The sequence below is a fragment of the Haloferax litoreum genome (assembly GCF_009674605.1).
Lineage (GTDB): Archaea > Halobacteriota > Halobacteria > Halobacteriales > Haloferacaceae > Haloferax > Haloferax litoreum.
Genome location: NZ_WKJO01000001.1, coordinates 1 through 25,286, shown reverse-complemented (window position 1 = coordinate 25,286; position 25,286 = coordinate 1). Strand labels below are relative to the sequence as shown.

The following is a 25,286-nucleotide window of genomic DNA, read 5'->3' as shown; positions in this document are numbered from 1 at the left end:
TGAGTTTACGGGCGTCGAGGACGCCCTGCCGACCCGCCGAATCGACGACGTGGGACCCCCTGCGAGGATTCTTTCAGTCCGTCTGCGGAATCGCCATCGTCCCCACCGCGAAGAACGCGACGGCGAGGACGGCGAGAATCGCGAGGTTGAGGACCCAGTCACCGCCGGAGTAGGTGAGTGCTCGGACCCCGCGTGCGAAGTACGTCAGCGGCGAGAGGTTCAACGCCGGTTGGAACCACGCCGGGAGCAAGTCGGGCGTCACGAACGTCTCCGAGAGGAACAGTAACGGGAGAGCAATAGCATTGCTCGCGGCGATGACGCCATCTTGCGAGTCGGCGAGACTACCGATGAGTGCACCGAGGCCACAGAAGAGCGTCACACCGAGCGCGATGAATGCGACGAGTGCGAGCGTCGACGCCGACAGCGGAATCGACGCACCGGTCACGAGAAGCGACAGCACGAGGAGCAACAGGGCCGCGAGGCCGATGACGACGACGTTGACGAGTGCGTGTGCGAGAAGCCACTCGCTACGGGTGAGAGGCGTCGTCGCCAACTTCTCGAAGCGGTTGCCGTCACGGTGGCGAGCGATTGTACTGCCGACCCGCGAGAGCGGCGTAAACAGGACGACGACGGCGAGGTAGCCAGCGATATAGTACTCCTTGGGTTCGGCGAACAGGCCGCCGCCAGTCGGTTGGGTCTGGACCAACGCGCCGAAGATGACGACGATGATGGCCGGGAAGAAGAACGTGAAGAAGACGGCCGTCCGCCGACGGAGGAACGAGTGCCACGAGGCGACGAACTCCGAGCGGACGCGTTCGGCGGCGCTCATTTCTCACCTCCGACTGCGGCGGCAGCAGCAGGTCGCGCCGCTTCGAACTGCTCGCCCGTGAGCGAGAGATAGACCTCTTCGAGGCCGGGTTGCTTCCACACGAGTGACTCGTAGACGACGCCCGCCTCGTCGAGAGCGTCGACGGCGTCGCTTATCTGTCGAGGGCCGACACCGTAGACGGTGAGTCCGTCGTCGGTCACGTCGCCGGAGAGCGACCCGGGGAGAGACACACCGTCGAGGTCCGCGTCGCTCGCGGTTCTGACGACGAGTCTACTCTCGCCGCCGTACTCGGCGACGAGTTGGTCGGGTCGACCGACCGTGACGATTGTCCCCTCGTTGAGTAACCCAACGCGGTCGGCGAGGCGTTCGACCTCTTCCATCGAGTGACTGGTCAAGAACACCGTCGTCCCACGGTCTGCGAGGTCGTCGATGAGCGTCCAGAGCGCTCGTCGGCCAGCGGGGTCGATACCTGTCGTGGGTTCGTCCAGAAAGAGTACGTCGGGGTCGTTCACGAGTGTCAGGGCGATACAGGCGCGTCGCTGTTGGCCGCCCGAGAGGTTCTCGTACCACGTGTCGCCCACGTCGGCGAGTCCGACTTCGGCGAGGACGTCGGCAGGGTCGCGGCCCCCGTCGTAGAGACCAGCGTAGTACGACACCAGTTCGTGCGCGGTCAATCGACCTGCTGGCCGGAAGTCCTGCGGCAAGAGACCGAGTCGCTGTCGGTCGACATCCCCCGGCGGACTCCCGAGTACCGATGCTGACCCACCGTCGGGCGTGGTCGTGCCCGTGAGGGCGCGAATCAGCGTCGTCTTCCCCGCGCCGTTCGGACCGATGAGGCCAAAGACCTCCCCTTCGGCGACCGACAGGGAGACGCCCGAAAGCGCCTCCACGTCGCCGTAGGACTTCGTGAGGCCGTCAGCAACGAGTACCTCGTCCATGTCGTATCCGACGAACCCATCGGGTGGTAAGGGATTCGGAATCGCCGTCGGGTTCGACGCCCGGCGAGTGCCTCTCGAACCGGAGGAAGTCTTACTCCCGGTGCACCCCTCTACGATGACATGAACGGGTCTCGGCGCGGGTTCCTCACGGCGACTGGAACAGTCCTCCTCGGCGGTCTCGCAGGGTGTATGGGTGCTCCAACTGGCGGGCAGACGGGTGAGACGACGACAGAGACCACAGCGGGGACGACGGCCGACGATGGGGGTGACGGGACGGAAACGAGTGGTCGCGACTCCGACCTCGCGTCGCTCGAACTCAGATACGAGACAGTCGCCAGCGGATTCACCTCGCCCGTCGACGTGGCCATCCCCGAGGCCTTCGACGGGTCACGGCGGTTCGTCGTCGACCAACCCGGTCGGGTGTGGCTCCACGACGACACTGGTCTTCGACCGGACCCGTACCTCGACATCACCGACCAAGTCGTCGAACTTCGTGGCTACGACGAACGCGGGTTCCTCGGCCTCACGTTCCACCCGGAGTTCGCCGACAACGGCCGACTCTTCGTTCGGTACAGTGCCCCCCGGCGGTCGGGGACGCCGTCGAACTACAGTCACACGTTCGTCCTCAGTGAACTGACGGTCGACCCCGAGGCGACGACTGTCTCGGCAGACTCCGAACGAACCCTGCTCGAGATTCCCCAACCGCAGGCAAATCACAACGCCGGTGCACTCGCGTTCGGTCCCGACGGGTACCTCTACGTCGCCGTCGGCGACGGCGGCAATGCCAACGACGAAGGGCGGGGGCACGTCGACGACTGGTACGACGCCGTCACCGGCGGAAACGGACAGGACGTGACCGAGAACCTCCTCGGGAGCGTCCTCCGACTCGACGTGGACAGTCGAGGGGGCGTCTCCGGTGACGAGGACAAACCCTACGGTATCCCCGAAGACAACCCACTCGTCGGCAGGGACGGCTACGACGAGCAGTACGCGTTGGGACTCCGAAACCCGTGGCGGCTCTCGTTCGACGGGGAGGACCTCTACGTCGCAGACGTAGGACAGGGCATGTGGGAAGAGGTAAATCTCGTCGAGGCCGGCGGCAACTACGGATGGAACGTCCGCGAAGGAGCACACTGCTTCCGTGCAGGAGAGTGTCCGACAGAGACGCCGGGCGGCGAACCACTCGTGGACCCTGTGCTCGAATATCCACACTCGGGCGGCGGCCCATCAGGCGTCGCAGTCATCGGGGGCTACGTCTACCGCGGCGAGGAGATTCCAACCCTGTCTGGCGCGTACGTCTTCGCCGACTGGCAGTCACAGGGCCGCTTGTTCGCCGCACGACCACAGGAGTCGCGGCCGTGGGACATCGTCGAGATACCAGTCTCGGACCTCGGCGGCGGCGGTGAGAACGTCCTCGCGTTCGGCCGCGACCCGACCGGTGAACTCTACGTCTGTACGAGTGGAAGCACGCGAATCAGTGGGACGACGGGGACGCTGAATCGACTTCGTGTCGCCTGACTTCGGCGAGGTGCAGACTCAGGCCTCGTCGCCGACGTTGACCCGGCGACCGGTCGTCGCCGACTCGTACGCCGCCTCTGTGAGCGCCGTGACGTGGAGGGCGTCTTCCGCAGGGATGGCGAGGTCAGCCTCGTCGCGGGCGGCGTCCACGAAGTTTCGGAGTTTCTTCTCGGTCAGCGTCTCGAAGTCGGGGACCGGTGGTGTCGCACGGTAGGTCGTTCCTCCTTCTGTCACCTCGATGGTCTCGCCGTCGAACGCGACCATTCCCTCGGTGCCGATGATACGGAGCGACTCACCCGGTTCGGGGATGCTCGGCCCGTCACCCGACACGGCGACGCTGGCCGTGAGTCGCTCACCGTCTCTGTCCAGTACCACGGCGAGGGCCGAGTTCACGTCCACGTCGTGGCCTCGGTGGTCGACGGCGGCGGCGACGGTGACGGGTGTCGAACGCGTGACCCAGAGCATCGCGTCGAGCAGGTGGGACCCGGAATCGTACAGTTGGCCGCCTCCGGAGAGTGACGGGTCGCCGCGCCACTCGTCTTTCGTCCACTGAATCCACTCCTGTTCGAGGTGGCAGACGACCATGTGGGGGTCGCCGATGCGCCCGGAATCGACGAGGCGGCGGAGTTCGTGGAACCGTGGGTCGAAGTGGCGCTGATAGCCTACGGCGAGCGTGAGATTGTTCTCTTCGGCGCGGTGGATGAGCGAGCGTGCGCCGCCGAGGTCGGTCACCATCGGCTTTTCGAGGTGGACGTGAATTCCGGCGTCGAGTGCGGCGAGTGCTTGGTCGAAGTGCTTCGTGTGCGGGGAGGCGATTGTCACCGCGTCGAGGAACTCGGCGTCGACGAGTTCGTCTACTGATTCGTACGTGGGAACGCCGAACTCGTCGGCGAAGCTCTCTCGGACGGCTTCGACCGGGTCGACGCCGGCGACGATACTCACGCCGTCCATCTCGTCGAAGAGGCGGCACTCCATGATACCGAGGCTCCCGAGGCCGATTCCGGCGACTCTAAACATGGATTACATGTCGTGGGCGGGCGGCAAAAGCGTGCGGGCGAGTCGCAAGGGATTCCCGGGTGGCTCGTGTGGGTCGGTCATGAACGACGCAGTCCTCCAGCGGTTCGCCGTCGTGCTCGCGTTGGTCGGTGGGGCACTCCACGTTACTGCCCTCGCCGAGAATCCGTCGCAGGGGTTCGTCACAGTCGGGTTCGCGGTGCTCCTCCTCGCGCTCACACTCGGCGGCGCGCCGGTCGCGCGCGAACTGTTCGAGGCGGACGCGACCCCCGCCGAACCGCCCAACGCTGACGAACAAAGCTGAACCCCTCGCCGCAACTCGCACCCTTTAGTCGCCGGCCAACGTGTCATCGCGTATGAGCCTCGACTATCGACGACTCGGTTCGACGGGGACGCGCGTCTCGGAGTTGTGTTTCGGGACGTGGCGATTCGGGCGACGAACCGGTGGCGTACTGGAGACAGACGAAGCGGACGCCCACGAACTCCTCGACGCCTTCGAGGAACACGGCGGGAACTTCATCGACACCGCGAACGTCTACGGCGACCCAAACGGCACCTCCGAGGAGTACATCGGCAACTGGCTTGCAGAGCGTGACCGCGAGGACTACGTTGTCGCCTCGAAAGTCTACTTCCCCTTCGACGAAGACAACCCAAACAGTCGCGGCCTCTCGCGGACGCACATCCGCAACCAAATCGAGGGGACGCTCGACCGCCTCGGGACCGACTACCTCGACCTCTACTACATCCACCGCTGGGACGACGAGACGCCCATCGAAGAGACGCTTCAGACGCTCAACGCCCTCGTCGAAGAGGGGAAGGTGAACTACCTCGGTGCGTCGACGATGGCGTCGTGGCAACTCACGAAGGCGCTCTGGAAGTCTGACGTGCACGACTACGCCCGGTTCGACGTGACTCAACCGCTCTTCCACGCGGGGTACTACGAGGACGTGAAAGACTACCTCGACGTGTGTGGCGACCAGGAGATTGCAGTCTGTCCGTACTCGCCACTCGCAGGCGGGTTCCTCACCGGGAAGTACGAACGCGCCGACCCGGACGACCCGAAACAATACGTCGCGCCCGACGGGTCCCGCGGGTCGTTCGACGAACGCTTCGACAAGTTCTACCTCTCCGAACGTGGCTGGCACGTCCTCGACGAAGTGCGCGCCGTCGCCGACGAAGTCGACGCCCGTCCCGCACAGGTCGCGCTTCGATGGCTTATGGACTACCCGGAGGCGACTGTCGTCCCTATCGTCGGCGCGCGGACGCCGGAGCAACTCCGCGAGAACGTCGGCGCGGCGGACGTGGACCTCTCGACCGACCAGTGGGAGCGCATCATGAACGCCCGCTACGACGAAGACGGGCGGCGCTGGGGGCACTAGCCGCTCCGAGACTGCGCTGGTTTTCACGCAATCCCGAGGTCCCGTAGATAGTCGCACACGACGTGCGCGTAGAGGACGACGGCGACGAACGCGGCGAGCGATGCGGCACCAGACAGTGCCACCCCACCGACTGCGACGCCTCCGACGAGGTGATGACTCAAGAGTCGCTTGCGATTGAATTCGGTCCCGAAGTCGGTGAATAGCTTCTCCTGTTCGAAGAGACCGACCCGCGGGTTCGTCACCGCGAGTCTGAGATGTCGCCAATCGCCACGTTCGACGCGGGCGATGACGAAGTGGTCGAGGTCCACGAAGACGCTCACCAGCACCGCGACGACGACGAGTAGTGGCACTCCACCCGGTGGGCCGAGCGCCAGCGCAGTGACCGTTCCGACGACGAGTCCGACTGCCGCGTGCTCTAGCGACTTCACGACTCGGACGGGGTCACGCGCCGACGTGCGGCCGGACTCGCCGGAGAACTTCGTCCGGGTCGTACTCGTCTTCGGACTTGTCCCAGACGCGTTCGCCGTCGACGGTGACGGTGAGGACGCCGTGGTCACCCGTTACGAGTGCGACGCGGTCCAGTTTTTGGCCGAACTGTTGGAGCAGTGTGTGCTGTATCTCCTCTGCGCGTTCGAGGAAGCCACACGGGACGCAGTATTCGATTTCGACGTCGGTCATAGGTTGGTCTAGCGTTTGGACGAGTAAAAACGAGGCGGCGGAAACGAAGCCCGAAGCGACGAGAAGGACACAGAAGCGACGAGAACGAACAGACCGTCGCGAATCGCTACGTGCTAAATCCGGGTCGCCACCGAAGCAAGACGACGGTGACGAGGAAGACGAGCGTCGAGAGGTCGTACGAGAACGTCGACACCGTCAGTGCGAGCGCCGTTCCACTCCCGAAGACGCTGGTCGCGAGCGACGTGAGAATCGGCCACGAGCACGAGACGCACGAGAAGAGACCGACGATGCCGGAGACTGCCGCGCCCGCCGCTTCGACCACGGTGTCGTAGACGAGGAACGCGAGGGCGGCGTAGCCAATCACACGTGCCGGCATCAGGACGAGGTTGAACAGGTCGCCGCCGTAGACCAGTGCCGGTCCCCATCCGGGCGGGAGGAACGCGACGCGGAGGCCCTCAGTCCCACCCGGCACTGGGGAGGTGATGAGGCCACCCGCGACGGCCAAGAGCGCGAAATAGGCGACGCCGACGACTGCGGCCTTACGTTTCGTCGCCGCCGACGCGGCGGATACTCTGGTGTCGAACAGGACCCAGAGGCCGACCACGACCCACGTGACGCCGTAGACGGCGTATCGAGGGGCCCCGACGCTCGCGTCGGTGAACAACAGGTAGGCGAACGCCAGAATCAACGTCGTGTTCACGGCGAACGCTGCACGGAGGAGGCTGGACCGCGACGGACGGGGGAGGGCGGTTGCAGTTGCCATGTTCAGAGGGCGAGGGTGTCGACGACGATGGCGAGGAGCAACATCCCGAGGTATGCGTTCGAGGCGTGGAATGCGCGGAACGCCGCCGTGTCGTCGCGCTCGTAGTGCAAGCGCACCACGAAGTAGAGGAACGCGCCGCCGAAGACGACGCTCGTCAGGAAGTAGACGACGCCGAGTGCGTCCATGACAGCGAGGCCGGCGGCGGCGATGAGCGTGGCACCGAGCCACCAGACGATGTGCTTTCGCGTCTCGGTCTCACCGCGGACGACGGGCATCATCGGGAAGCCACCGCGGGCGTAGTCGTCCTTGTAGGCCAGCGCGAGGTTGTAGAAGTGCGCCGGCGTCCACAGGAAGATGACGATGGCGAGGACGACGCCGCCGAGGCCGATGTCGCCGGTCACTGCGACCCAGCCGATGAGCGCCGGGAGCGCGCCCGCCGCACCGCCGATGACCGTGTTCTGGACGGTGTTCGGCTTCAAGATGAGCGTGTAGACGACGCTGTAGAACGCGATTGCGACGAGTCCGAGGACAGCGGCGAGCCAGTTCACGCTCGCAAAGAGCGCCACCGACGCGATTGCGAGGGCGACGCCGAACGCGATTGCGTTGCGGACGGGGACGAGGTCCACCGCGAGTGGTCGGTCGCTCGTCCGTTGCATCCGTCGGTCGACGTCGCGTTCGAGGACGTGGTTGAACGTCCCCGAGGCACCGATAGAGAGGACGCCACCGCCGAGTGTCGCGAGGATAGTGTACGTCGAGAGGCCGGGCGAGACGGTGCCCGCGAGCGTCATCGCCGCCGAGGCGACGAGGCACAGGAGCCACATCAGTCGTGGCTTCATCAGACGGAAGTACGCCCACGCTGTCGCCTTCGCTCGGGCAATCGGTTCGGTCGGGACTGCCGGCCGTTCCTGTTCTTCTGCTGGGGGAAGGTCCCGAGACGGTGCGCCGACGGGTTTGTCGGTCGGGTCACCGGTTACTTCTTCGAGTGTCCACGCCAGCGCGACGAGGAGGCCGCCGAAGATGGCCATCCCCACCACGAGGTGGAGCGTCGAGAGCGATGCACTTGCGCCGACGGTTGCGACGACTGCACCCAGTCCGGCCTGTGCTGGGTAGAGCGCCGTCGATGCGGTCACTGTGGCTTTCACCCGGCGGGACGCGTCAGAGCGCCACGCCGAGACGAGCGTCACGAGTGCCAAGAGACCGACGAGGACGGCGGCGATGCGGTGGCCGAACGCGACCCACCCGTCCATCGTCGACGGAAGTGTGAGCCCATCGCCACACGCGGGCCACGCAGTACACGCGGCTGCCGCATCAGTGAGCGCCGTCGTCGCGCCGACGAGAAGTAGCACGTAGACTCCCATCGCCGTCGCGGCGAGGAGGCCGTGGAACGTGTTCGAAGCGCGCGTCGTGGCCACGATATTCACCTACGGAGGGATTAGGCCGTCCCGTATTTAGGACCCCCGCTTTTTCGCCCGCAGGGGGACCGTAGCCCCCCACCATATGTGGGGCGGCCGTTGATAAACGACGGCGTGAGAGTCGGTACGCATTTATGCGGTTGTTCCTAACTCCCGTTCAGCATGAGAAAGACGCGTTTCGCGCTCGCGTCCCTGCTTGCAGCGGTCGTGATGGCACTCGTCGCCACCCCCGCCGCGGCGCAGGCGTCCACTACGTCGGAGCTCATCAACCAACTGAACGGGAAGCTTCTGTACGTCGCTATCCCGATTACCGTGCTGGTCGAGGTCATCCTCATCTACACGGTCATCAAGTTCCGCAACAGCGAGCGCGCACTGCCGACCAAGGAGAACCGCCGACTCGAAATCACCTGGACCATCGCTACCGCCATCATCCTGCTGTTCGTCGGCGTCGCCTCCTACGGTGTGCTGGCGAACGAGGACGTCACCTACCAGGGTAACGACATCGACGCGGCCGAAGACCCGGTCGTCGTCACGGCAGAAGCCTACCAGTGGGGCTGGAACATGTACTACCCCGAAGAGGGTAACTTCACCACGGGCAACGAAATCGTCATCCCGAAGGACCGCCCCGTCTACTTCCAGGTGACGTCGACTGACGTGATACACGGCTTCCACGTCCCGGAACTCGCGCTCAAGCAGGACGCGATGCCCGGTTCGACGAACACCATCCGGACCGTCGCCAACGAGGAAGGCACCTACCAGGGGTACTGTACTGAGTACTGTGGTGTCGCTCACTCGCAGATGTACTTCACCGTCGAAGTCGTCTCGGAAGAAGAGTACCAGAACTGGCTCGACGAGCAGCAGTCCAGCGAGTAACCCTCTCGTTTTTCCACCTTCTCTGTCCGCTGAGTGGTGTCGCTGTCACTCGCCTAGCAGTCGATTGCACACTGACGTGAGACTCACGGAGTCGCGACGCGGCGAACGAAAACAGAGTCAGCAGCGCCGTTCGACGATTCGGTCGATGATGCGCCCCGTCGAGAGGACTTCGTCGTCGGACGACGGGTCACGGGGCGTCGCACGGGCGACTTCGCAGTCGATGCCGCGTTCGGCGAGGGCGGCTTCGAGTGCTTCCTCGTCGTGGTGTTGGTCGTACCCGAGGACGATGACGCTGGGGGCAATCTCCTCGATAGGGACGAAGATGTCGTCGGGGTGGCCGAGGTGCGCTTCGTCCACGACGTCGAGGGCGGCGACCATGTCGCGGCGCTGTCGGTCGTCGAGAATCGGTTTCGGCTTGTGCGTCACGTTCTCGCTGCGCGCGATGATGACGTGGAGTTCGTCGCCCATCGCTTTCGCGTCCGACAGGTAGTGGACGTGACCCGGGTGGAGGATGTCGAAGGTCCCCTGTGCGATAACTCGTCTCATCGGTCTAACTCCGCGTCGATATCTGCCTGTGTGAAGTCGAAGAACGATTCTGGGTCCGGGAGGTCGACGTCGATGACCTCGAAGTCGCGTGGGTCGCCGGACTGGTCGAACACCTCCCAGTCGTTCGGGCCGTACGGGTGGCCCATGATGATGTGTGCGGTCCCACTCCCGAAGGTGTCGAGGTCCGCGTCGCTCGGGCGGAGGACACCGTTCGGGTGCGAGTGAATCGACCCGACAGCCCGGAAGTCGTTCGGGACGAAGTTGGTCTTGATGGTCGCACTGAACGGGTCCGAAACGGTTCCGGGGATTATCAGTACGTCTGTCACGACGAGGCCGTCTCGGTCGAGGCCGAGTTGCGTGGCGTCTTCGCCGCGGAGCAGTCCCATGTACTCGTTCGGATGTGTCTCCGCTGCTGCTTCGAGCGCGAAGTCGAGAGCCTCGGCGGCGATTCCGATGACCTCCCGCGACCGGAAGAGTCGCATACCGAGTCGTCCGCGGGCGCTCCATCTAAGGGTTCCGGAACGCCCGATGGTCGTACAGCGACCGAACCGTCATACTGAGGTTCTCGCCCCCAACAGTTCACTTACGTGACGCTCTCTGGAGCCATCATCGAGCGCGTGGCACGCGCTCTCGGAACGGATGCAAACGGCATCTCTTCGACGGAACTCGACGGCGGCCACGTCGGGCGTGTCTATCGACTCGGCGTTCCGAACCGGCCCCCCCTCGTCGTCAAAGTCGGCGACACGCCACTCGACGTCGAAGCCGCGATGCTCGACGCACTCCGCCAGACCGGTCTCCCCGTTCCGCGCGTGTTCGCATCAGACCCGGACTTCCTCGTCCTCGAGTACGTCGACGGCGAGTCTACACTCGATGAACGGGCCGAACGTGACCTCGCCGCTCACCTCGCATCACTCCACGAGACGACGGCACCGGCGTTCGGATTCCCGTTCGACACCCTCTCGGGACCGTATCGGCAACCGAATCCGTGGACCGACTCCTGGGTCGAGTTCTTCCGCGACCAGCGACTCCTCCCGTGGACTGACGCGGCAGTCGATGGGGGCCTCCCGGCGCCGACCGCTGAGCGAATCGAAGCCGTCGCCTCGGACCTCGGAACCCTCGTCACGGAACCGACGGCACCACGACTCGTCCACGGCGACGTGTGGGAGGCCAACCTTCGCGTCAGAGATGGCCGCGTCGTCGCGTTCTTGGACCCGGCGTGTTACTACGCGCACCCAGAGGTCGAACTCGCGTACGTCGACTGGTTCGACGGGGCCGGTGACGCGTTCTTCGACGCGTACGACGAACGGCGCGGAATCGACTCCGGGTTCTTCGAGCAGCGTTCACCCGTCTACGCGCTCTTCCCGCTTCTCGAACACGTCCGCGTGTTCGGGTCAGCGTACGTCCCCGAGGTTCGAGAGGCGTTGGACGCGATTGGGTACTGAGTGCGTCTGTGACTCCGAGCGCTCACGAGACGCTTTTGTAAAGCTTAACACCAACCCCCGACCTAGCCAGACTATGAGTGACGAGCACGCCGGGGATTCCGGCGCCGACTCGGGTCCGAATTCGGACTCGCGACCTATCGTCTACGATTTAGCACCGAACTGTACCGTCGAAGACACCGAAACCGACGCGCACTACCACGCCGTCGTCAACGGCGTCGTGGAGTACGGCATCTTCGTCGACATCTCCGACTCAGTCTCTGGTCTCATCCACGAGTCGAACCTCTCGACGGACTACGAGGTCGGTGACCGTCTCGTCGTCCGCCTCGACGAAGTCCGCGAGAACGGCGACATCGCGTTCGTCGAAGACACGCCGGACAACTACCGCACGTTGACGGTCGACCACGAACCGACCATCACGCCCATCTCCGACCTCACGGTCGGTGAGACGGTCACCATCGAGGGCGTCGTCGCCCAGATAAAGCAGACCGGTGGTCCCACTGTCTTCCGCATCGCCGACGACTCGGGAATCGTCGCCGCCGCCGCCTTCGAAGAGGCCGGCGTCCGCGCGTTCCCCCACGTCGAACTCGACGACGTTATCCGCATGAGCGGGACCGTCGAAGACCACGAAGGGACGCGCCAACTCGAAGTGGATGGCCTCTCCGTCCTCGAAGACGAGGCGGCGACCGAGGCACGAGCGCGAATCGACGCCGCGTTCGATGAACGCGCCGAACCCGAAGACGTCGACCCACTCGTCGAGTGGCCGGCGTTCGAGAAACTCCGTTCGGACCTCGAAGACGTGGCCCGACTCCTGCGCCGCACGGTCCTCGAAGGCCGTCCGATTCGCGTCCGCCACCACGCCGACGGTGACGGCATGTGTGCGTCCGTTCCGGTCCAACTGGCCCTCGAACGACTCATCACCGAGGTCCACGACGACCCCGACGCACCCCGACACCTGTTCAAGCGTCTGCCGAGCAAGGCACCGTTCTACGAGATGGAAGACGTCACGCGCGACCTGAACTTCGCACTCGAAGGCCGAGCCCGCCACGGTCAGCGTCTCCCCTTCCTCTTGATGCTCGACAACGGGTCGACCGAAGAGGACGTGCCCGCCTACGAGAACCTCGCGCACTACGACGTCCCCATCGCCGTCGTTGACCACCACCACCCGGACCCCGAGGCGGTCAACCCACTCCTCGACGCACACGTCAACCCGTACCTCCACGACGAGGACTACCGCATCACGACCGGCATGATGTGTGTCGAACTCGCGCGGATGATTCACCCCGACGTGACCGACGAACTGCGCCACGTCCCCGCCGTCGCCGGTCTCTCGGACCGCTCGAAGGCCGAGGTCATGGACGACTACATCGCGCTGGCCGAAGCGGAAGGCTACGACCGCGAAGAACTCCTCGACGTCGGTGAAGCACTCGACTACGCCGCACACTGGCTTCGGTACAACGACGGTGCGTCCATCGTCAACGACGTGCTCAACGTCGGATGCGACGACGAAGAACGGCATCGTGAACTCGTCGAGTTCCTCTCGACGCGTGCCGAACGCGACGTGGAGCGGCAACTCGAAGCGGCCGAACCACACCTCGAACACGAGCGTCTCGACAGCGGTGCCAACCTCTACCGCATCGACCTCGACAAGTGGGCGCACCGATTTACCTACCCCGCGCCGGGGAAGACCACGGGCAAACTCCACGACAAGAAGGTCACCGAGACCGGCGAACCGGTCATCACCATCGGCTACGGCCCTGACTTCGCCGTCCTGCGCTCTGACGGCGTCCGCCTCGACATCCCGCGGATGGTCGCCGAACTGAACGAGGAAGTCGTCGGCGGCGGCGTCTCCGGTGGCGGCCACCTCGTCGTCGGGTCCATCAAGTTCGTCAGCGGCATGCGCGAGGAAGTCATCGACACACTCGTCGAGAAGATGGCAGAAGCCGACATCGACGAAGAACTCTCGACGACGGCGTAAGCCGACACGAGAACGACCACAGTCTCATTCTTCGAACTCGACGTACCTGAGCGCTGCCAGCGCGACCAGTACGGAACCCACTGCTGCGGCGACGAGCGTCGGCCGTGCGCCCTGTCGACTCGCGCTCCAGTCTGTCTCGAATACGTCGCGGTAGTAGGCCGCCGCCGCGGGGTCGGAGAGCGCGATAGCGACTTCACGGTTCTCCCGCGCCGAGTGTCGGTTCCAGTTGAGACTCCCGACGACGACGACGTCGTCGGCGACGACACCCTTCGCGTGAATCGCGCCGTATCGCCCGGCAGGACGTGCGAGTCGAACCGATAGCGGGTGGCCGGTTCGGTCGGCCCAGCGGTTCAGTCGGTCCGCGAGTTCCCGGTTCTCGTCGTCGACGTACCACGCACTCCCGAGGAGCAGTCGGACGCGGACGCCTCGTTTGGCCGCGCGTTTGAGAGCGACGACGAACGGCCCGTCGGCTTCGACACTCGGTTGTATCACGTCGATTCGCCGGTCTGCAGCGTCCAGTCGCTGGACGACTGCCGCTTCGGCGTTGTCGGGTGCCCGGATGACCGAGACGCGGTCGGCAGTCACCGTCTCCGGAGAGACGCGGGTGGGGTACGACCCGTTCGCCACGTCGGTGACGACGAACTGTCGGCCAGTTCGGTACGTCTCCCACGACCGAGTCGCAGGCAGGTTCGAATCGTCCGCGAACGTCGTCGCGAGGTCGGTGGCGACGGCAGGTGAGTGGACGACGACACCCCATCCTCGACTCTTCCGGCCGTCCGTGCCGGCCGGTTTCCAGTTCTCTGTCGTGACGAGTGCCTCGTCGTCCACGACGGCGTACTTCGCGTGGTGAAACGAGTACGGGTCGCCGACGACGCGGACGGTGACGCCTGCGGTTACGAGTCTGTCGAGGACGCGCGCAGATGGTCGGGGAAAGCCTCCTACGGGCGCGTCGTCCACGAGAACTTCCACGCGAACACCTCGCTGGTGGGCCGCGACGAGTTCGTCCGCGACGCGCGATGACGAGACGACGTAGCCTGCGAGGAGGAGTCGCTCGTCGGCACCGCGGAGCGTCGCTCCCGGGACGGTCGGCGAGTCGGGAAGGGCGAACAGAGTCGCCTCGGCCGGGCCGTGCGTCGTGACGTTCTGCCGGGGAAGCGTTCGCGGCCACCATCTCCACGCGCTGTTCCGTCCGTCGCGGCGTTCGAGACGCTCACCCTCTCGACTCCGGTCGTACACGAGTCGGTCTACGACCCGTTCGTCCACGCTGAGCGTCACGGTCTCCCCGTCGTTCGCGAGGTCGAGACCGGGTGCGACAGTCGGATAGTCGGTGAGGTTTGCCGTCGCTGCGGGGTTCGACGTGACCGCGACGGGTCCACCGGGTGCGACGAACGAGACCTGTTGTTCGCCATCGTCGAGGACGAGAGTGGTCCCTTGGGAGGCACGGACGACGACGAATTCGCCACGGTCGTCTGGTGTCGCCGGGTCTGGGAGTGCCGAGAGGATTCGAGCGTCGGCGTGCGACACCGTGGTCGCTGATGGCGGGCCGATTGCAGTTGCGACCGGTGCGGGGGCGACGGTTGCGAGCACGATGACGACGAGGGCGACCCGATGGAACACACTCCGCGGTGGTCCCGTGATGGTTCAAAAAGGTTCGTAGTGGTCGTCTGTGTCCGTTCTCGCCGTCTGCTCAGCGTTCGACGGGGAGACCGTCGACACCGACGTCGAGTTTCACGAAGCTTGGTCTCGGCTCTTCGAACTGCGACGTAAGCGCGAGGTTGACGATATACAGCGTCTCGAGCTGGTCGTCTGTGGTTCCGAACGTCACGTCTGCGGGTTGGTCGAGGACTGGGACGCCGCCCTCGCTGTCCGGTTCGGTCTGGTCGTCTCCTTGTTCAGTGGTCGCCGTTCCGTCCCCGGGGGTCGTGGTTCCTTCTTCGTCGGTTGTGGTTCCGTCCCCGGGGGTCGTGGTTCCTTCTTCGGCGGTTGCGGTTCCATCCTCGGGGGTCGTCGTTCCTGCTTCCGCAGTCGTAGTCTCTTCTTCTGGGGTCGTCGTTCCTGCTTCGTCGGTCGTCGTTCCGTCTTCGGCAGTCGTGGTCCCCTCCTCTGCCGTCGTTGTCTCTGCTTCGGTGGTCGTCTCCTGTTCACCGTCCATCGCCTCGTTCTCTGCGAGCACCTCGACGTCACCGTTCGGTGAGATGCGGAGGATTTGGTTGGCACCGTTGTCTGCGACGTAGAGGTTCTCGTCGACGTCCATCGCGAGGCCGTCCGGAGCGACGAGTCCCTCGACGAACACTTCGGGCTCACGTGCGTTTCCTTCGAACACGGGGATCTCGACAATCGTGCCCTTCGCAGTGTTGGCGACGTAGAGGGTTCGTTTGTCTTCCGTGAACTGGAGTCCGTTCGGCCCGAACTGGGGACCGGCGGCCGCCGGTGCCGGTGGGGCGAGCGGACCAGTCGGGAAGTCGTCCTCACCGTCCCACAACTCACCGGCCCACACCTCTGCCCTCCCTCGTTTGACTTCCCAGATGACGCCGCTGAAGCTATCCGTGACGAGCAACGAGTTTTCGAGCAACGCGATGTCGTTGGGGAACGTCGGGAAGTCCTCGACGTCGTTCGATATCTCTGCGTAGAGTTCGTACTCACCGTTTTCGTCGTCGATTTCGTACACGCCGTTCGTCTCGGCGTCTTCCGAACTCGACAGGTCACTCACGAACGCCGAGTACAGTCTCCCGCTCGGGTCGTATTCGACGCCAGTCGGCCCGACGAGGAACTCTTCTGTCGAATCGAACTGGACGAACGGTTGGTCGACCAGTTCGTCCTCCGGCCCGAACTTCCAGATTTGTGCCTGTGACGGCACACTCACGAACTTGTTTCCAAACGGGTCGATTGCGACGTTCTCTGGATGTTGGCCGAAGGGTGGTTCTTGCGGTGACCCTTCCGGCGGTTCGAACTCGTAGACGAGTTCCAGTTCTCCGACGTCGTCCGACGCGTCGTCTGATTGCCCCGATATCGCTGTCACTCCGCCAGCGAGTACCACTCCACTCACGCCGAGCGTTTTCAATGCCGTCCTCCGCGAAATTTCTGTTCTCATGTCTCTTAGCACCATCATCTGCCACCCAACTCGGAACCGCTGCGTGACGTTCCGAGCGGTGTTCAGAGGAGACCTACAATTCCTTGTTGGATTGTTATATTTGAAATAAAACAGGCCCACTGGACACGAATTAAAGACAGAATTCTGACAGTTGACTAAGCAATATGTTAATCCTTACTGTCAGCGGGACGAATACAGAGAGATGGCGTCCCGCTGTTACGACTGGGTTAATCGGACTCGCGAGTGTGTAATCCGTCGATAGTCGAGACAGTCGGTCGAACAGTCGTGCGCGGAGGTGACGGGTCTGCGCGTTCAGACCGTCGCTTCGGGTTCGACGTCGTCGCCGAGGAATTCGGCGGCGAGTTCGGCCTCGCGCTGGACGATGTACGACCGGTCGTCGACGTACTCGGCGGCCGCTTCGAGGGCCGTCTCGGTGCCAATCTGGCGGAGTGCCCACGCGGCACTCGCGCGCACGGAGTCCACGCCGTCGTCCGCTAAGACGTCGGTGAGTGGGTCGACAGCGCGCGTGTCACCGAGGATGCCGAGGGCGCGTGCGGCGGCCGAACGGACGTTCTCGTTCTCCGTGGCGAGTTTGTCCGCGAGCGGTTGCGTCGCCTCTTCGGAGCCGATTTCGCCGAGTGCTTTGAACACGACCTTCTGGAGCGCCGGGTCGCTGTCGGTGTCGGCGTAGTCGACGAGCATCTCGACGCCCTCTTCGGCGCCCATCTTTCCGATGGCCTTGATAGCGCCCTTGTTACGGCGTTTGGCCTGCGGTTCGACTGCGTCGTACGCGGCCGGGTCGTTCATGCGCGTGAACGCTTCGATACAGTACTCTTCCATGAAGCCGGACTGGAAGCTCTCGAACGCGAGGGCAATCATGTCGACGTTGCCGCGCTTCTCGTGTTCCTTGAGCGCCGAGAGTTCCGGTGGGTAGTCCTTGTAGTGGCCGAGCACGTCGTAGAAGCCCTGTGCTTGGAGCTTCTCGCGCGTTTCGAGGTCGTCCCACTCCTGAGCGTCGTCGAGGCCGTCGGTCAGGCCGTCGGTGACTTCGATGAGGTCAGCGATGGTCTCTGCGTCCTCGTCGGCGTCGAGGCCTGCCGCTTCGATGGCCGAGATGGCCTCGTCGAGGGCGGCAGTGAGGGCCGCGTCGTCGTCGCCGTCGACCGACACGCTGGCGTCGAGGACGCCACCGAAGTCGTCCGCGAAGGATTCGACCGCGGCGACGATTTCGCCTTCACCCTGCTCGGTCCAGCGCGTGTCCGCGATGGTGGACTTCGCCTCTTCGAGCGTCTCGATGGCGTCTTCGGCGTAGGGGCCACGCTGCGATTCGAGGTCGTCGCGGAGGTCGGACACCTGCGAGGTGAGTTCCTCGGCAGGGTCGTCTTCGTCCTCGTCGTCGGCCTCGGGCAGGTCTGCGGCCTCGATATCCGCTTCTATCTCGTCGAGCGTCGCCTCGACGTCGTCGAGGTCGGCTTCGGTTTCTGCCGCTTCGAGGGCCTCCGCTGCCTCGTTCAGGCGTTCGTCGAGGCTCTCGGGCGAGAGTTCCGTCGTATCGTCGTCCCCGTCACTCATATGCCGGAAGTCCGTCCGTCTGTAAAAAGAGCGTTTCCCTTCGCTTCGCCCATCGGTGGGGGTGCGCCACGGAACGTTGCCTCAATGCCGAGGTATTTTTTCTACTCGCCGTCGTTTGTTGGGTCGTGACTGGTCCTACCGTCGCTATCCCGCAACTGTCTCTCTCCGACCTCGACGCCGAACGGAACGAGGCCGTCATCAGCGACCGCGCCGCAAATCTGCCCGACAGCGTCGATATAGCCGTCTTCCCCGAGTACGCGCTGACGGGGTTCGTCGCCGACAACCGCGCGTTCAGCGGGGCGGTCACGCGCGGCCACGCGACCGACTTCCTCGAATCCGTCGCTGCTGACCATGGGTTCGACGTACTCGCCGGGTTTCTCGAACGCGACGGCGACACACTCTACAACGCCGCCGCCTACGTCGGGACCGACGGAACGGCTACCGTCTATCGCAAGCGGCACCTCTGGGGCGACGAGGCGTCAGTCGTAACACCCGGAGACAAACTCGTAACCGTCGATACGCCGGCAGGGAAGGCCGGTCTCCTCACGTGCTACGACCTGAACTTCGTCGGCGACAGCGCGGCCCTGACCGACGAACGCGTCGATGCGCTCTTCGTCGTCGGCGCGTGGCCCGCCGCGCACTCTGAGAACTGGCGACTACTCTGTCGCGCCCGTGCGCTCGACGGGGTTCGATGGCTGGTCGGCGCGGGGCGAACCGGAAGCGGGTCGATTCCGGGCGCTGACGAGACGGACTTCGCCGGACGCTCGCTGGTCGTCAGACCCGACGGCGTCGTCGCCGCGGCGTTGAACCGAGACGAGCGTGACCTCGTGTGGACGCTCGACCGCGAGGTCCTCGACGAACAACGCGAATTCATTGGGTCGGCCGACTGACTGCGGAGTGTCTCAGTACCACCGGGACCCGGGCCGTGTCGTCGGAGAGAAAACCGGTCTGCATCACCGGAATCGAGTGGGGTTTTGCCGACGGTGACCAACGACGGACGATGACCGATTCGCTCTTCAGTCCGCTCTCACTCCGAGAGACGGAAGTTTCGAACCGTATCATGGTCTCGCCGATGTGCCAGTACTCGTCGACCGATGGCCTCGCCAACGACTGGCACCTCGTCCACCTCGGGAGTCGAGCAGTCGGCGGTGCAGGTATCGTCATGACTGAGGCGACAGCAATCTCGCCGGAAGGTCGCATCTCCCCGAACGACCTCGGCATCTGGAGTGACGAACACGCCGAAGCACTCGAACGAGTCGCGTCGTTCGTCAAATCGATGGACAGCATCCCCGCGATTCAACTGGCGCACGCGGGTCGGAAAGGGAGCAAGTCCCGGCCGTGGGAAGGGAGTGAACCGGTCTTCCCCGAAGACGGTGGATGGAACCCTGTCGCGCCGAGCGACGTGCCGTGGCCCTACGAGGGTGACGCCCCCGAACTCCACGAACTGACGACCGAAGAAGTCGGCGGCATCGTCGACGACTTCCGCGCAGCAGCAGAGCGCGCACTCGACGCAGGATTCGAAATCGCAGAGGTCCACGCCGCGCACGGATACCTCCTCCACGAGTTCCTCTCACCCGTGACGAACCACCGCGACGACGAGTACGGCGGGTCGTTCGAGAACCGCACGCGAATCGTGCGCGAGGCGACCGAAGCCGTTCGTGACGTGTGGCCCGACGACAACCCCGTGTTCGTCCGCATCTCGGCGACCGATTGGCTGGACGACCGCGACTCGTGGGACCTCGACCAGTCAGTCCGACTCTCCGCGGACCTCGCCGACCTCGGTGCCGACCTCGTGGACGTGAGTGCGGGCGGCCTCCACCCTGACCAGCAGATTCCCAGTACAGGCCCCGGTTATCAGGTTCCGTACGCCGAACTCATCCGCGAAGAGACCGGTGTCCCGGTCGGCGCAGTCGGTGGCATTCGGACGGCCCGGCACGCCGACGAACTCGTCCGAAACGGTCGGGCGGACCTCGCAATCGTCGGGCGAGAACACCTCCGCGACCCGTACTTCGCGCTCCACGCCGCCGGCGAACTCGGCGTCGACGCTGACTGGCCGCCGCAGTACTGCCGAGCAGTCCCGCGTCGATAGCGTACACTCACGGCCTCTCTTCTTCGTCCGCCTCTCCGCCTCGAAGGCTTATCCCCGATGCGGCCCAATCGTTTCGTATGAGCGACCGACGACGGGACGACGACATCCTCGACGTGCTCGACGAACTCGGGGAGACGCTGGACGAACTCGGTTCGGAACTCCGCGAAGAACGTGACCGCGAGGTACGCGACCGGTTCCGGAATCCGCGCCCACCGACGTTCGGCGAAGTCATGCGCTTTACCGAGTCGTACACCCTCCCGACTATCATCGCCGTCCTCGAAGCGACCATCGCCTCGCTCGAACTCCTCCGCCGTCTCATCCGTCTCTCGGACCCCGGTCGAGTGATGGAAGACCGCCGCACCGAAAGCGACATCGACGTGCGAATGCGCGAGGTCCCCCGAACCGCCGTCTACGGTGTCGAACGCGCCCTCGACGAACTTCGGAAGGCACTCTCGGAGGCGGACCTGCCGTCGAACTCGGACGCCCGAGATATCATGGAACACGCTCGCTCACTCGCCGACGAACTCGACGCCCGAATCACCGACGCGGAGCGAGAGCGAACGTCTCGTGAACGCCACTGGCGCGACGAGGAACGGCGCTTCGAGTCGAGTTGGCGGCGGCGGAGCGACGCACGAGGGCGCGACTCGGGGCCAGTCCGAATCGACGTGACTGAAGAAGGCTCCGAGAACGTCGCCAACGACGCTGACGGTGAGAGCGACGACACCCCACAGGTCGACGTCGAAGCCGAGTTAGAGTCCATCAAGCGAGAAGTCAAAGGAGACGACGAAGACGACGAAGAACCGAGCGACTACTGAGTCGCCCCGAGTTCGACGCGGAGAAGGCCGGAGAGCCACCCCGATACGCCTAACAAGATGAGTCCGGCAGTACCGGTTACGAGCACGGGTGTCAACTGACCCCCGACGAGCAGAATTCTGAGGCCGAACAGCAGCGAGAGAGTGCCGACGATAGCCACTGCCCCCGCCGCACCGAGTCGCCACTGTGAGAGGTCGGTCTCGCGTGCCCACAGACGAAGGACGTGCGCGACTGTCGCGCCGACGAGGCCGAGGCCCACGATGTAGGCGGCGAACAGCAGGTCGTAGTTTGCCCCTGCGGAACCAAACGCGGCTTCTACCAGGTCGAATCCGACGATGAGCAGGTAGGTAGGTATCTGGAGGGGTTGGAACTGGACGCCGTACCCGAGGAGGTATAGTCCAGCCAACACCGCAGTCGCGACGACTGCGTCGCGGGCGAAGGTACCCTGCTGGGTTCGGTTCATACGGGACGTAGAACGTGTAGCCACATCAACATTCTCGTCCGGGGTATCGAAGAATCGCGACGAAGGACGTCGATTAGACGGGTTCGAAGCGGTACCCGTCCCACTCCTGACTCGCCGGTTCGCGGATGCCTGCGCCGGGTTCGCGGAGTTCCTCGCAGTAGACTGGTTCGACGTCGTCGCCGATTTCGACGTCGTCTTCGTCCGTGACTTGGCCAATCGCGCGCACGGGTTCGCCGTCCACGTCGAACTCGACGATTGCGAGCGTGTTGGGTGCCCGGACGCCCGGTGGCGTTGCCGTCGAGGTGGTCCACGTCAGGACCGTCGCCGTGTACTCGCTCAGGTCGACGGTACCGACCGGTTCTTCGCCGTCGGGGCCGACGGGATGACCGGGGTAGGTGATGCTCCCGTCGGGGTAGCGGTACGCTTCCATCGAGGGGTTGTCGTCGGACATTATCGGGACTCCATGATGGTCGTGGTCACGCAGTTGCCGAAGCCACCGACGTTGCACGCGAGGCCGACGTCGGCGTCGACCTGTCGCTTGCCTGCGTCACCGATGAGTTGCTTGTAAATCTCGTACACCTGTGCGACGCCGGACGCGCCGAGGGGGTGGCCCTTCGACTTCAGGCCGCCGGAGGTGTTGATGGGCAACTCACCGTCGCGGTCGGTGACGCCCTCTTCGACGGCTTTCCACCCTTCACCCTTCTCGAAGAACCCGAGGTCTTCAGACTGGAGGAATTCGAGGATGGTGAACATGTCGTGGAGTTCCGCCACGTCGACGTCTTCGGGGTCGAGGTCGGCCATCTCGTAGGCGATTTCGGAGGAGTTGACGACGCCGCCCATCGTGGTCGGGTCAGCGCGTTCGTGGACGACGTGTGTGTCCGTCGCGCCGCCGATACCGGAGACGACGACGTAGTCGTCGGTGTACTCGCGGGCCACCGACTCGGGACAGAAGACGAGGGCCGCGGACCCGTCGGTGATGGGACAGAAGTCGTAGAGTCGAAGCGGGTCGGCGACGATTGGCGAGTCCAGCACCGTTTCGAGGTCGACTTCCTTGCGGAACTGGGCGTGCGGATTGTCGAGGCCGTTCTTGTGGTTCTTGACGGCGACCTTCCCCAGTGACTCGCGCGGGGCGTCGTAGGTGTCGAGGTAGAGTCGGGCCGTGAGTCCCGCGAACGAGGGGAGCGTCACGCCGTGTTTGTACTCGACCGGGTGGGTCAGCGAGGCGATGACGTCTGTCGCTTCCGCCGTCGAGCGGTGGGTCATCTTCTCGCCGCCGACGAGCATGGTCATGTCGGACGCGCCGGAGGCGACCGACTGCCACGCGGCGTAGACGCCGGCACCGCCGGACGAAGACGTTTGGTCGATTCGGGCGGTGTACGCGGGCATCGCCGCGAGGTCGTGCGCGAGGGCGTTCGGAACCCCCGTCTGGCCCTCGAACTCACCGCTCGCCATGTTCGAGACGTAGAGGTGCTCGACTTCGTCGGGAGAGATGCCGGCATCCGTGAGCGCTTCCTGCCCGGCCTCGGCGAGCAACTCACGAATCCACGCATCGCGCTTCCCGAACTGGGTCATCGATGCACCGATAATCGCTACGCGGTCCATACGCGCACGTCGTCACAGCGCGATTTAAAACCGGCCAATCGTTCGTGGTCGCGCGCGACCACGTCTCAAACCGTTTATCAATCGGACACCCGAACCACGGTTCATGGACACCGAACGCCTCGCTCCGACGGTCGGACTCGTCGGTGCGATTCTCCTCGCTATCGCAGTCGCGGTGCCGGCCGTCGCCGTCGAACCCGGTGCCGGTGAGATGGCTACGTACTACGCGTCAGGACCATTCGGTATCTCCATCGTCGGGATGCTCGCACTCCTCGTCGTCGTCGTCTTCCTCTCTGGGAGACAGGAGCGAACTGACCCCGCGGTGGCCGCCGGTCTCGCGTTCGTCATGTCGGTTTCGATGCTCGGCATTTCGGTCATCTGGGCGTTCGCCATCGACCCGAACGTGCTGTTCAGTTTCCCCGAGCAGTACGCGTGGTTGAGTTACCACCGCTGGACGGTCATGGGCGCTGCCGCCGTCACGTTCGTCGGCGCAGCAGCGTACGCCCGAAGTATCGTGTAAGCCGGATGTGGAACCGATAACGCGCTTCTCGCGTGGCCGAATTACCCCGACGATGTCCCCCGGTTTCTCGCTCTCCGAGTCGAAAGGCCCTTAACAGTCGGTGGATTATGAAGGAGTGGACTAGGTCGGGCAGTTAGGCCCTGCTCTCTACCCGCGAAATAGGTCTTTAGCGGGGACCAAAAACGGGCGCGTCCGGTCAGACCGGCGCGGGCCTCGGAAGCCAACGTAGAAACCTCGTCCCTCGGGGACAGCGGTTCCGTGTACCCCTTCCGCAGGGAAGGGTTGGCACGGTTCATCGGTGGTACCCCGCCAGGCGCGGGAGCGAGCAGCGGACCATCGGACGTGCGTCGCTCGAGGGATCGCGGGGTGGAGGAGGCAACCGAGATTCCCCTCGTCGGAACGCCGGGCAACCTCGCTGTCCATCCATTCATACCTCATTCACACTGCGAGCGGAGGCTCTCGCAGTTCGTTCTTTGCGACCGAGACTCCGTGAACCGTCGGTCGTCGGCACCGCTCGACAGACACTTCGGGAGGGTTGTCACTCCACGTACGGGAAGAATATCGTGTAGGGTCTCCCCCCAGAAAACCCGATTAGTTCTCTTTCTCGGCTTCTGTCTCGACAGACTCAGTCTCGGCGGACGTCGTCTCTTCGTCGTCGTCTTCGTCTGCCGTCGCCTCGTCTTCTGCCTCGCCTTCGACGCCCTTCTGCAGTTCTTCTTCGATTTCCTGGCGTCCGCGGCGGAACTCACCCATCGCTTGCCCGGACGAACGTGCGAGTTGCGGCAGTTTGTTCGCGCCGAACAGGAGGACGACGATGAGCAGGACGATGAGCAGTTCTGGGCCGCCCGGCAGACCCGGGAACAGTGGAATCGAGTTGAGCATTACGTTCGCTTACGTTCGGGGGGAAGATAAGAGAGACGGTCCGTGTCTGGCGGGTGAAATAAACGGAAAAGTAATAGACGACGGTGAGACGGGGAAGTCTCACTCGGTGTTCGAGACGCTCAGCGCCAACTCGTCCATCCACCGTCGACGACGATGGATTCTCCAGTGACGTACTTCCCGAGGTCACTGGCGAGGAAGACGGCGACACCAGCCACGTCGTCCGGTTCTCCCTGCCGACCGAGAGGAATCATCGCTTTCAGTTGTTCCATCTGTTCTTCGGTCGTCGCCTCGGCGTCCTCGGGGCCGATTTTCGTGTTTATCGCACCGGGGTGGATGGCGTTGACGCGGATTCCCTGGCCGCCGAGGCCGTGGGCCAGCGAGTACGAGAGCGTCCGAACGGCACCCTTCGAGGCACTGTACGTCGGATAGCCACCGTTCCCGTAGATACCGTTGATGCTGGAGACGTTGATGATGCTTCCACCGCCGCGTTCGACCATCCGCTTGGCCGCCGCTTGCGCGCCGAAGTAGACTCCCTTCAGGTTGATGTCCATCATCTGTTGGAACTCCCCTTCGGTGACTTCGAGGAAGTCCTCCGGTCGCCAGATGCCGGCGTTGTTGACCATGATGTCGACACCGCCGAACGCCTCCGCCGCGTCCATGGCATCCTCGAACGCTGCGGGGTCGGTTACGTCGAGTTCGACGTACGTCGCCGACTGGTCTGTGTCCTCCTCGATTTTCACGTACGTCGGCCGACCGCCCTCCTTCGGGTCTTCGCGGATGTCGCAGACGACAACGTCTGCGCCTTCCTCGGCGTACGCCAGTGCGATTCCACGTCCGATTCCCGAACTCCCACCTGTGACGACCGCGACGCGGCCTTCGAGTAAACTCAT

The 25,286-nt window shown here is 64.4% G+C and carries 27 protein-coding genes and 1 other RNA gene; 11 read left to right on the top strand and 17 right to left on the bottom strand.

Annotation, left to right across the window (positions count from 1 at the left end; translation table 11 throughout):
- Nucleotides 1–73: 73 nt before the first annotated feature.
- Complete coding sequence (locus GJR96_RS00140; protein WP_151160887.1) at nucleotides 74–829, bottom strand: ABC transporter permease; 756 nt, start codon at nucleotides 827–829, stop codon at nucleotides 74–76.
- Nucleotides 826–1,767, bottom strand: coding sequence for an ABC transporter ATP-binding protein (locus GJR96_RS00135; RefSeq protein WP_151160885.1), 942 nt, complete (start codon nucleotides 1,765–1,767; stop codon nucleotides 826–828). The genes GJR96_RS00140 and GJR96_RS00135 overlap by 4 nt, the downstream gene beginning before the upstream one ends.
- 120 nt (nucleotides 1,768–1,887) lie before the next feature.
- Between GJR96_RS00135 and GJR96_RS00130 the strand changes: the two genes are divergently transcribed.
- Nucleotides 1,888–3,285, top strand: coding sequence for a PQQ-dependent sugar dehydrogenase (locus GJR96_RS00130; RefSeq protein WP_151160883.1), 1,398 nt, complete (start codon nucleotides 1,888–1,890; stop codon nucleotides 3,283–3,285).
- Nucleotides 3,286–3,303: 18 nt separating this feature from the next.
- Here GJR96_RS00130 and GJR96_RS00125 read toward each other — a convergent pair whose 3' ends face one another.
- Entirely contained in the window at nucleotides 3,304–4,302 is a 999-nt protein-coding gene (locus GJR96_RS00125) for a Gfo/Idh/MocA family protein (protein WP_151160881.1), read from the bottom strand.
- Between GJR96_RS00125 and GJR96_RS00120 the strand changes: the two genes are divergently transcribed.
- Nucleotides 4,301–4,603 carry a hypothetical protein gene (locus tag GJR96_RS00120; protein ID WP_225317688.1) on the top strand — a complete coding sequence of 101 codons (303 nt, stop codon included), beginning with the start codon at nucleotides 4,301–4,303 and terminating at the stop codon, nucleotides 4,601–4,603. The two genes, GJR96_RS00125 and GJR96_RS00120, sit on opposite strands and share 2 nt — an antisense overlap.
- Nucleotides 4,604–4,655: 52 nt before the next feature.
- Nucleotides 4,656–5,678, top strand: coding sequence for an aldo/keto reductase (locus GJR96_RS00115; protein ID WP_151160879.1), 1,023 nt, complete (start codon nucleotides 4,656–4,658; stop codon nucleotides 5,676–5,678).
- 23 nt (nucleotides 5,679–5,701) lie between these two features.
- Here the strand turns inward: GJR96_RS00115 and GJR96_RS00110 are convergent, their stop codons facing one another.
- The 4 genes from GJR96_RS00110 to GJR96_RS00095 all read right to left on the bottom strand — a co-directional run bounded on the left by GJR96_RS00110 (nucleotide 5,702) and on the right by GJR96_RS00095 (nucleotide 8,531).
- Nucleotides 5,702–6,106 (bottom strand): metal-dependent hydrolase, encoded by a 405-nt coding sequence (locus GJR96_RS00110; protein ID WP_151160876.1) that lies wholly within the window; start codon nucleotides 6,104–6,106, stop codon nucleotides 5,702–5,704.
- A gap of 13 nt (nucleotides 6,107–6,119) precedes the next feature.
- Nucleotides 6,120–6,356 (bottom strand): SelT/SelW/SelH family protein, encoded by a 237-nt coding sequence (locus tag GJR96_RS00105; RefSeq protein WP_151160874.1) that lies wholly within the window; start codon nucleotides 6,354–6,356, stop codon nucleotides 6,120–6,122.
- A 106-nt stretch (nucleotides 6,357–6,462) separates the two neighbouring features.
- On the bottom strand, nucleotides 6,463–7,119 hold the full coding sequence (locus tag GJR96_RS00100) for a DUF7546 family protein (protein WP_151160872.1): 657 nt from the start codon (nucleotides 7,117–7,119) through the stop codon (nucleotides 6,463–6,465).
- Nucleotides 7,120–7,121: 2 nt separating this feature from the next.
- A complete protein-coding gene (locus tag GJR96_RS00095) occupies nucleotides 7,122–8,531 on the bottom strand; it encodes a heme o synthase (RefSeq protein ID WP_151160870.1) in 1,410 nt (469 codons plus the stop codon).
- A 162-nt stretch (nucleotides 8,532–8,693) separates the two neighbouring features.
- On the opposite strand from GJR96_RS00095, the gene coxB reads away from it, so the two are divergent.
- Nucleotides 8,694–9,404: a cytochrome c oxidase subunit II gene (coxB, locus tag GJR96_RS00090; RefSeq protein WP_151160868.1), complete on the top strand. Its 711-nt coding sequence runs from the start codon at nucleotides 8,694–8,696 to the stop codon at nucleotides 9,402–9,404.
- A 117-nt stretch (nucleotides 9,405–9,521) separates the two neighbouring features.
- Here coxB and GJR96_RS00085 read toward each other — a convergent pair whose 3' ends face one another.
- Both GJR96_RS00085 and GJR96_RS00080 read right to left on the bottom strand, forming a co-directional pair.
- Nucleotides 9,522–9,950 (bottom strand): adenylyltransferase/cytidyltransferase family protein, encoded by a 429-nt coding sequence (locus GJR96_RS00085; protein ID WP_151160866.1) that lies wholly within the window; start codon nucleotides 9,948–9,950, stop codon nucleotides 9,522–9,524.
- Nucleotides 9,947–10,432, bottom strand: coding sequence for a Mov34/MPN/PAD-1 family protein (locus tag GJR96_RS00080; protein ID WP_151160864.1), 486 nt, complete (start codon nucleotides 10,430–10,432; stop codon nucleotides 9,947–9,949). The genes GJR96_RS00085 and GJR96_RS00080 overlap by 4 nt, the downstream gene beginning before the upstream one ends.
- A gap of 105 nt (nucleotides 10,433–10,537) precedes the next feature.
- On the opposite strand from GJR96_RS00080, the gene GJR96_RS00075 reads away from it, so the two are divergent.
- Together GJR96_RS00075 and GJR96_RS00070 are read left to right on the top strand one after the other, a co-directional pair.
- Nucleotides 10,538–11,392 carry a fructosamine kinase family protein gene (locus GJR96_RS00075; protein ID WP_151160862.1) on the top strand — a complete coding sequence of 285 codons (855 nt, stop codon included), beginning with the start codon at nucleotides 10,538–10,540 and terminating at the stop codon, nucleotides 11,390–11,392.
- Nucleotides 11,393–11,465: 73 nt separating this feature from the next.
- Nucleotides 11,466–13,367 (top strand): DHH family phosphoesterase, encoded by a 1,902-nt coding sequence (locus tag GJR96_RS00070; RefSeq protein WP_151160860.1) that lies wholly within the window; start codon nucleotides 11,466–11,468, stop codon nucleotides 13,365–13,367.
- A 24-nt stretch (nucleotides 13,368–13,391) separates the two neighbouring features.
- On the opposite strand, the gene GJR96_RS00065 is transcribed toward GJR96_RS00070, so the two are convergent.
- The 3 genes from GJR96_RS00065 to GJR96_RS00055 all read right to left on the bottom strand — a co-directional run bounded on the left by GJR96_RS00065 (nucleotide 13,392) and on the right by GJR96_RS00055 (nucleotide 18,030).
- Nucleotides 13,392–14,984, bottom strand: a complete 1,593-nt coding sequence (locus GJR96_RS00065) for a phospholipase D-like domain-containing protein (RefSeq protein WP_151160858.1) — start codon at nucleotides 14,982–14,984, stop codon at nucleotides 13,392–13,394.
- 70 nt (nucleotides 14,985–15,054) lie between these two features.
- The gene (locus tag GJR96_RS00060; RefSeq protein ID WP_191965783.1) at nucleotides 15,055–16,428 is read right to left on the bottom strand and encodes an SMP-30/gluconolactonase/LRE family protein; all 1,374 of its coding nucleotides are present in this window, start codon (nucleotides 16,426–16,428) and stop codon (nucleotides 15,055–15,057) included.
- A 342-nt stretch (nucleotides 16,429–16,770) separates the two neighbouring features.
- Complete coding sequence (locus GJR96_RS00055) at nucleotides 16,771–18,030, bottom strand: HEAT repeat domain-containing protein (RefSeq protein WP_151160854.1); 1,260 nt, start codon at nucleotides 18,028–18,030, stop codon at nucleotides 16,771–16,773.
- 125 nt (nucleotides 18,031–18,155) lie between these two features.
- Between GJR96_RS00055 and GJR96_RS00050 the strand changes: the two genes are divergently transcribed.
- The 3 genes from GJR96_RS00050 to GJR96_RS00040 all read left to right on the top strand — a co-directional run bounded on the left by GJR96_RS00050 (nucleotide 18,156) and on the right by GJR96_RS00040 (nucleotide 20,934).
- Nucleotides 18,156–18,920 (top strand): carbon-nitrogen hydrolase family protein, encoded by a 765-nt coding sequence (locus GJR96_RS00050; RefSeq protein ID WP_151160852.1) that lies wholly within the window; start codon nucleotides 18,156–18,158, stop codon nucleotides 18,918–18,920.
- A 110-nt stretch (nucleotides 18,921–19,030) separates the two neighbouring features.
- Entirely contained in the window at nucleotides 19,031–20,119 is a 1,089-nt protein-coding gene (locus GJR96_RS00045) for an NADH:flavin oxidoreductase/NADH oxidase (protein WP_151160850.1), read from the top strand.
- A 77-nt stretch (nucleotides 20,120–20,196) separates the two neighbouring features.
- Nucleotides 20,197–20,934 (top strand): DUF7547 family protein, encoded by a 738-nt coding sequence (locus GJR96_RS00040; RefSeq protein WP_151160848.1) that lies wholly within the window; start codon nucleotides 20,197–20,199, stop codon nucleotides 20,932–20,934.
- Here GJR96_RS00040 and GJR96_RS00035 read toward each other — a convergent pair.
- The 3 genes from GJR96_RS00035 to GJR96_RS00025 form a co-directional block, all read right to left on the bottom strand.
- Nucleotides 20,928–21,395: a hypothetical protein gene (locus tag GJR96_RS00035; RefSeq protein WP_151160846.1), complete on the bottom strand. Its 468-nt coding sequence runs from the start codon at nucleotides 21,393–21,395 to the stop codon at nucleotides 20,928–20,930. The two genes, GJR96_RS00040 and GJR96_RS00035, sit on opposite strands and share 7 nt — an antisense overlap.
- Nucleotides 21,396–21,468: 73 nt before the next feature.
- Entirely contained in the window at nucleotides 21,469–21,846 is a 378-nt protein-coding gene (locus tag GJR96_RS00030) for a Zn-ribbon domain-containing OB-fold protein (RefSeq protein WP_151160844.1), read from the bottom strand.
- Nucleotides 21,846–22,997 carry a thiolase domain-containing protein gene (locus GJR96_RS00025; protein WP_151160842.1) on the bottom strand — a complete coding sequence of 384 codons (1,152 nt, stop codon included), beginning with the start codon at nucleotides 22,995–22,997 and terminating at the stop codon, nucleotides 21,846–21,848. The genes GJR96_RS00030 and GJR96_RS00025 overlap by 1 nt, the downstream gene beginning before the upstream one ends.
- A 103-nt stretch (nucleotides 22,998–23,100) precedes the next feature.
- On the opposite strand from GJR96_RS00025, the gene GJR96_RS00020 reads away from it, so the two are divergent.
- Both GJR96_RS00020 and ffs read left to right on the top strand, forming a co-directional pair.
- Nucleotides 23,101–23,514, top strand: coding sequence for a DUF7548 family protein (locus GJR96_RS00020; protein WP_151160840.1), 414 nt, complete (start codon nucleotides 23,101–23,103; stop codon nucleotides 23,512–23,514).
- A gap of 113 nt (nucleotides 23,515–23,627) precedes the next feature.
- An RNA gene (gene ffs / locus GJR96_RS00015) (signal recognition particle sRNA) lies at nucleotides 23,628–23,939 on the top strand.
- A gap of 166 nt (nucleotides 23,940–24,105) precedes the next feature.
- Here the strand turns inward: ffs and GJR96_RS00010 are convergent.
- Complete coding sequence (locus GJR96_RS00010) at nucleotides 24,106–24,396, bottom strand: twin-arginine translocase TatA/TatE family subunit (RefSeq protein WP_151160838.1); 291 nt, start codon at nucleotides 24,394–24,396, stop codon at nucleotides 24,106–24,108.
- A gap of 119 nt (nucleotides 24,397–24,515) precedes the next feature.
- Nucleotides 24,516–25,286: SDR family oxidoreductase (locus GJR96_RS00005; protein WP_151160836.1), on the bottom strand; the 771-nt coding region annotated here is incomplete at its 5' end.

Bases quoted from the DNA above. Each gene is read 5' to 3' on its own strand.
- GJR96_RS00045 (WP_151160850.1), top strand. From the start codon at position 19,031: ATGACCGATTCGCTCTTCAGTCCGCTCTCACTCCGAGAGACGGAAGTT.
- GJR96_RS00010 (WP_151160838.1), bottom strand. From the start codon at position 24,396: ATGCTCAACTCGATTCCACTGTTCCCGGGTCTGCCGGGCGGCCCAGAA.
- GJR96_RS00135 (WP_151160885.1), bottom strand. From the start codon at position 1,767: ATGGACGAGGTACTCGTTGCTGACGGCCTCACGAAGTCCTACGGCGAC.
- GJR96_RS00040 (WP_151160848.1), top strand. From the start codon at position 20,197: ATGAGCGACCGACGACGGGACGACGACATCCTCGACGTGCTCGACGAA.
- GJR96_RS00070 (WP_151160860.1), top strand. From the start codon at position 11,466: ATGAGTGACGAGCACGCCGGGGATTCCGGCGCCGACTCGGGTCCGAAT.
- GJR96_RS00105 (WP_151160874.1), bottom strand. From the start codon at position 6,356: ATGACCGACGTCGAAATCGAATACTGCGTCCCGTGTGGCTTCCTCGAA.
- GJR96_RS00020 (WP_151160840.1), top strand. From the start codon at position 23,101: ATGGACACCGAACGCCTCGCTCCGACGGTCGGACTCGTCGGTGCGATT.
- GJR96_RS00030 (WP_151160844.1), bottom strand. From the start codon at position 21,846: ATGTCCGACGACAACCCCTCGATGGAAGCGTACCGCTACCCCGACGGG.
- GJR96_RS00140 (WP_151160887.1), bottom strand. From the start codon at position 829: ATGAGCGCCGCCGAACGCGTCCGCTCGGAGTTCGTCGCCTCGTGGCAC.
- GJR96_RS00115 (WP_151160879.1), top strand. From the start codon at position 4,656: ATGAGCCTCGACTATCGACGACTCGGTTCGACGGGGACGCGCGTCTCG.
- coxB (WP_151160868.1), top strand. From the start codon at position 8,694: ATGAGAAAGACGCGTTTCGCGCTCGCGTCCCTGCTTGCAGCGGTCGTG.
- GJR96_RS00125 (WP_151160881.1), bottom strand. From the start codon at position 4,302: ATGTTTAGAGTCGCCGGAATCGGCCTCGGGAGCCTCGGTATCATGGAG.
- GJR96_RS00035 (WP_151160846.1), bottom strand. From the start codon at position 21,395: ATGAACCGAACCCAGCAGGGTACCTTCGCCCGCGACGCAGTCGTCGCG.
- GJR96_RS00025 (WP_151160842.1), bottom strand. From the start codon at position 22,997: ATGGACCGCGTAGCGATTATCGGTGCATCGATGACCCAGTTCGGGAAG.
- GJR96_RS00080 (WP_151160864.1), bottom strand. From the start codon at position 10,432: ATGCGACTCTTCCGGTCGCGGGAGGTCATCGGAATCGCCGCCGAGGCT.
- GJR96_RS00055 (WP_151160854.1), bottom strand. From the start codon at position 18,030: ATGAGTGACGGGGACGACGATACGACGGAACTCTCGCCCGAGAGCCTC.
- GJR96_RS00100 (WP_151160872.1), bottom strand. From the start codon at position 7,119: ATGGCAACTGCAACCGCCCTCCCCCGTCCGTCGCGGTCCAGCCTCCTC.
- GJR96_RS00085 (WP_151160866.1), bottom strand. From the start codon at position 9,950: ATGAGACGAGTTATCGCACAGGGGACCTTCGACATCCTCCACCCGGGT.
- GJR96_RS00120 (WP_225317688.1), top strand. From the start codon at position 4,301: ATGGATTACATGTCGTGGGCGGGCGGCAAAAGCGTGCGGGCGAGTCGC.
- GJR96_RS00130 (WP_151160883.1), top strand. From the start codon at position 1,888: ATGAACGGGTCTCGGCGCGGGTTCCTCACGGCGACTGGAACAGTCCTC.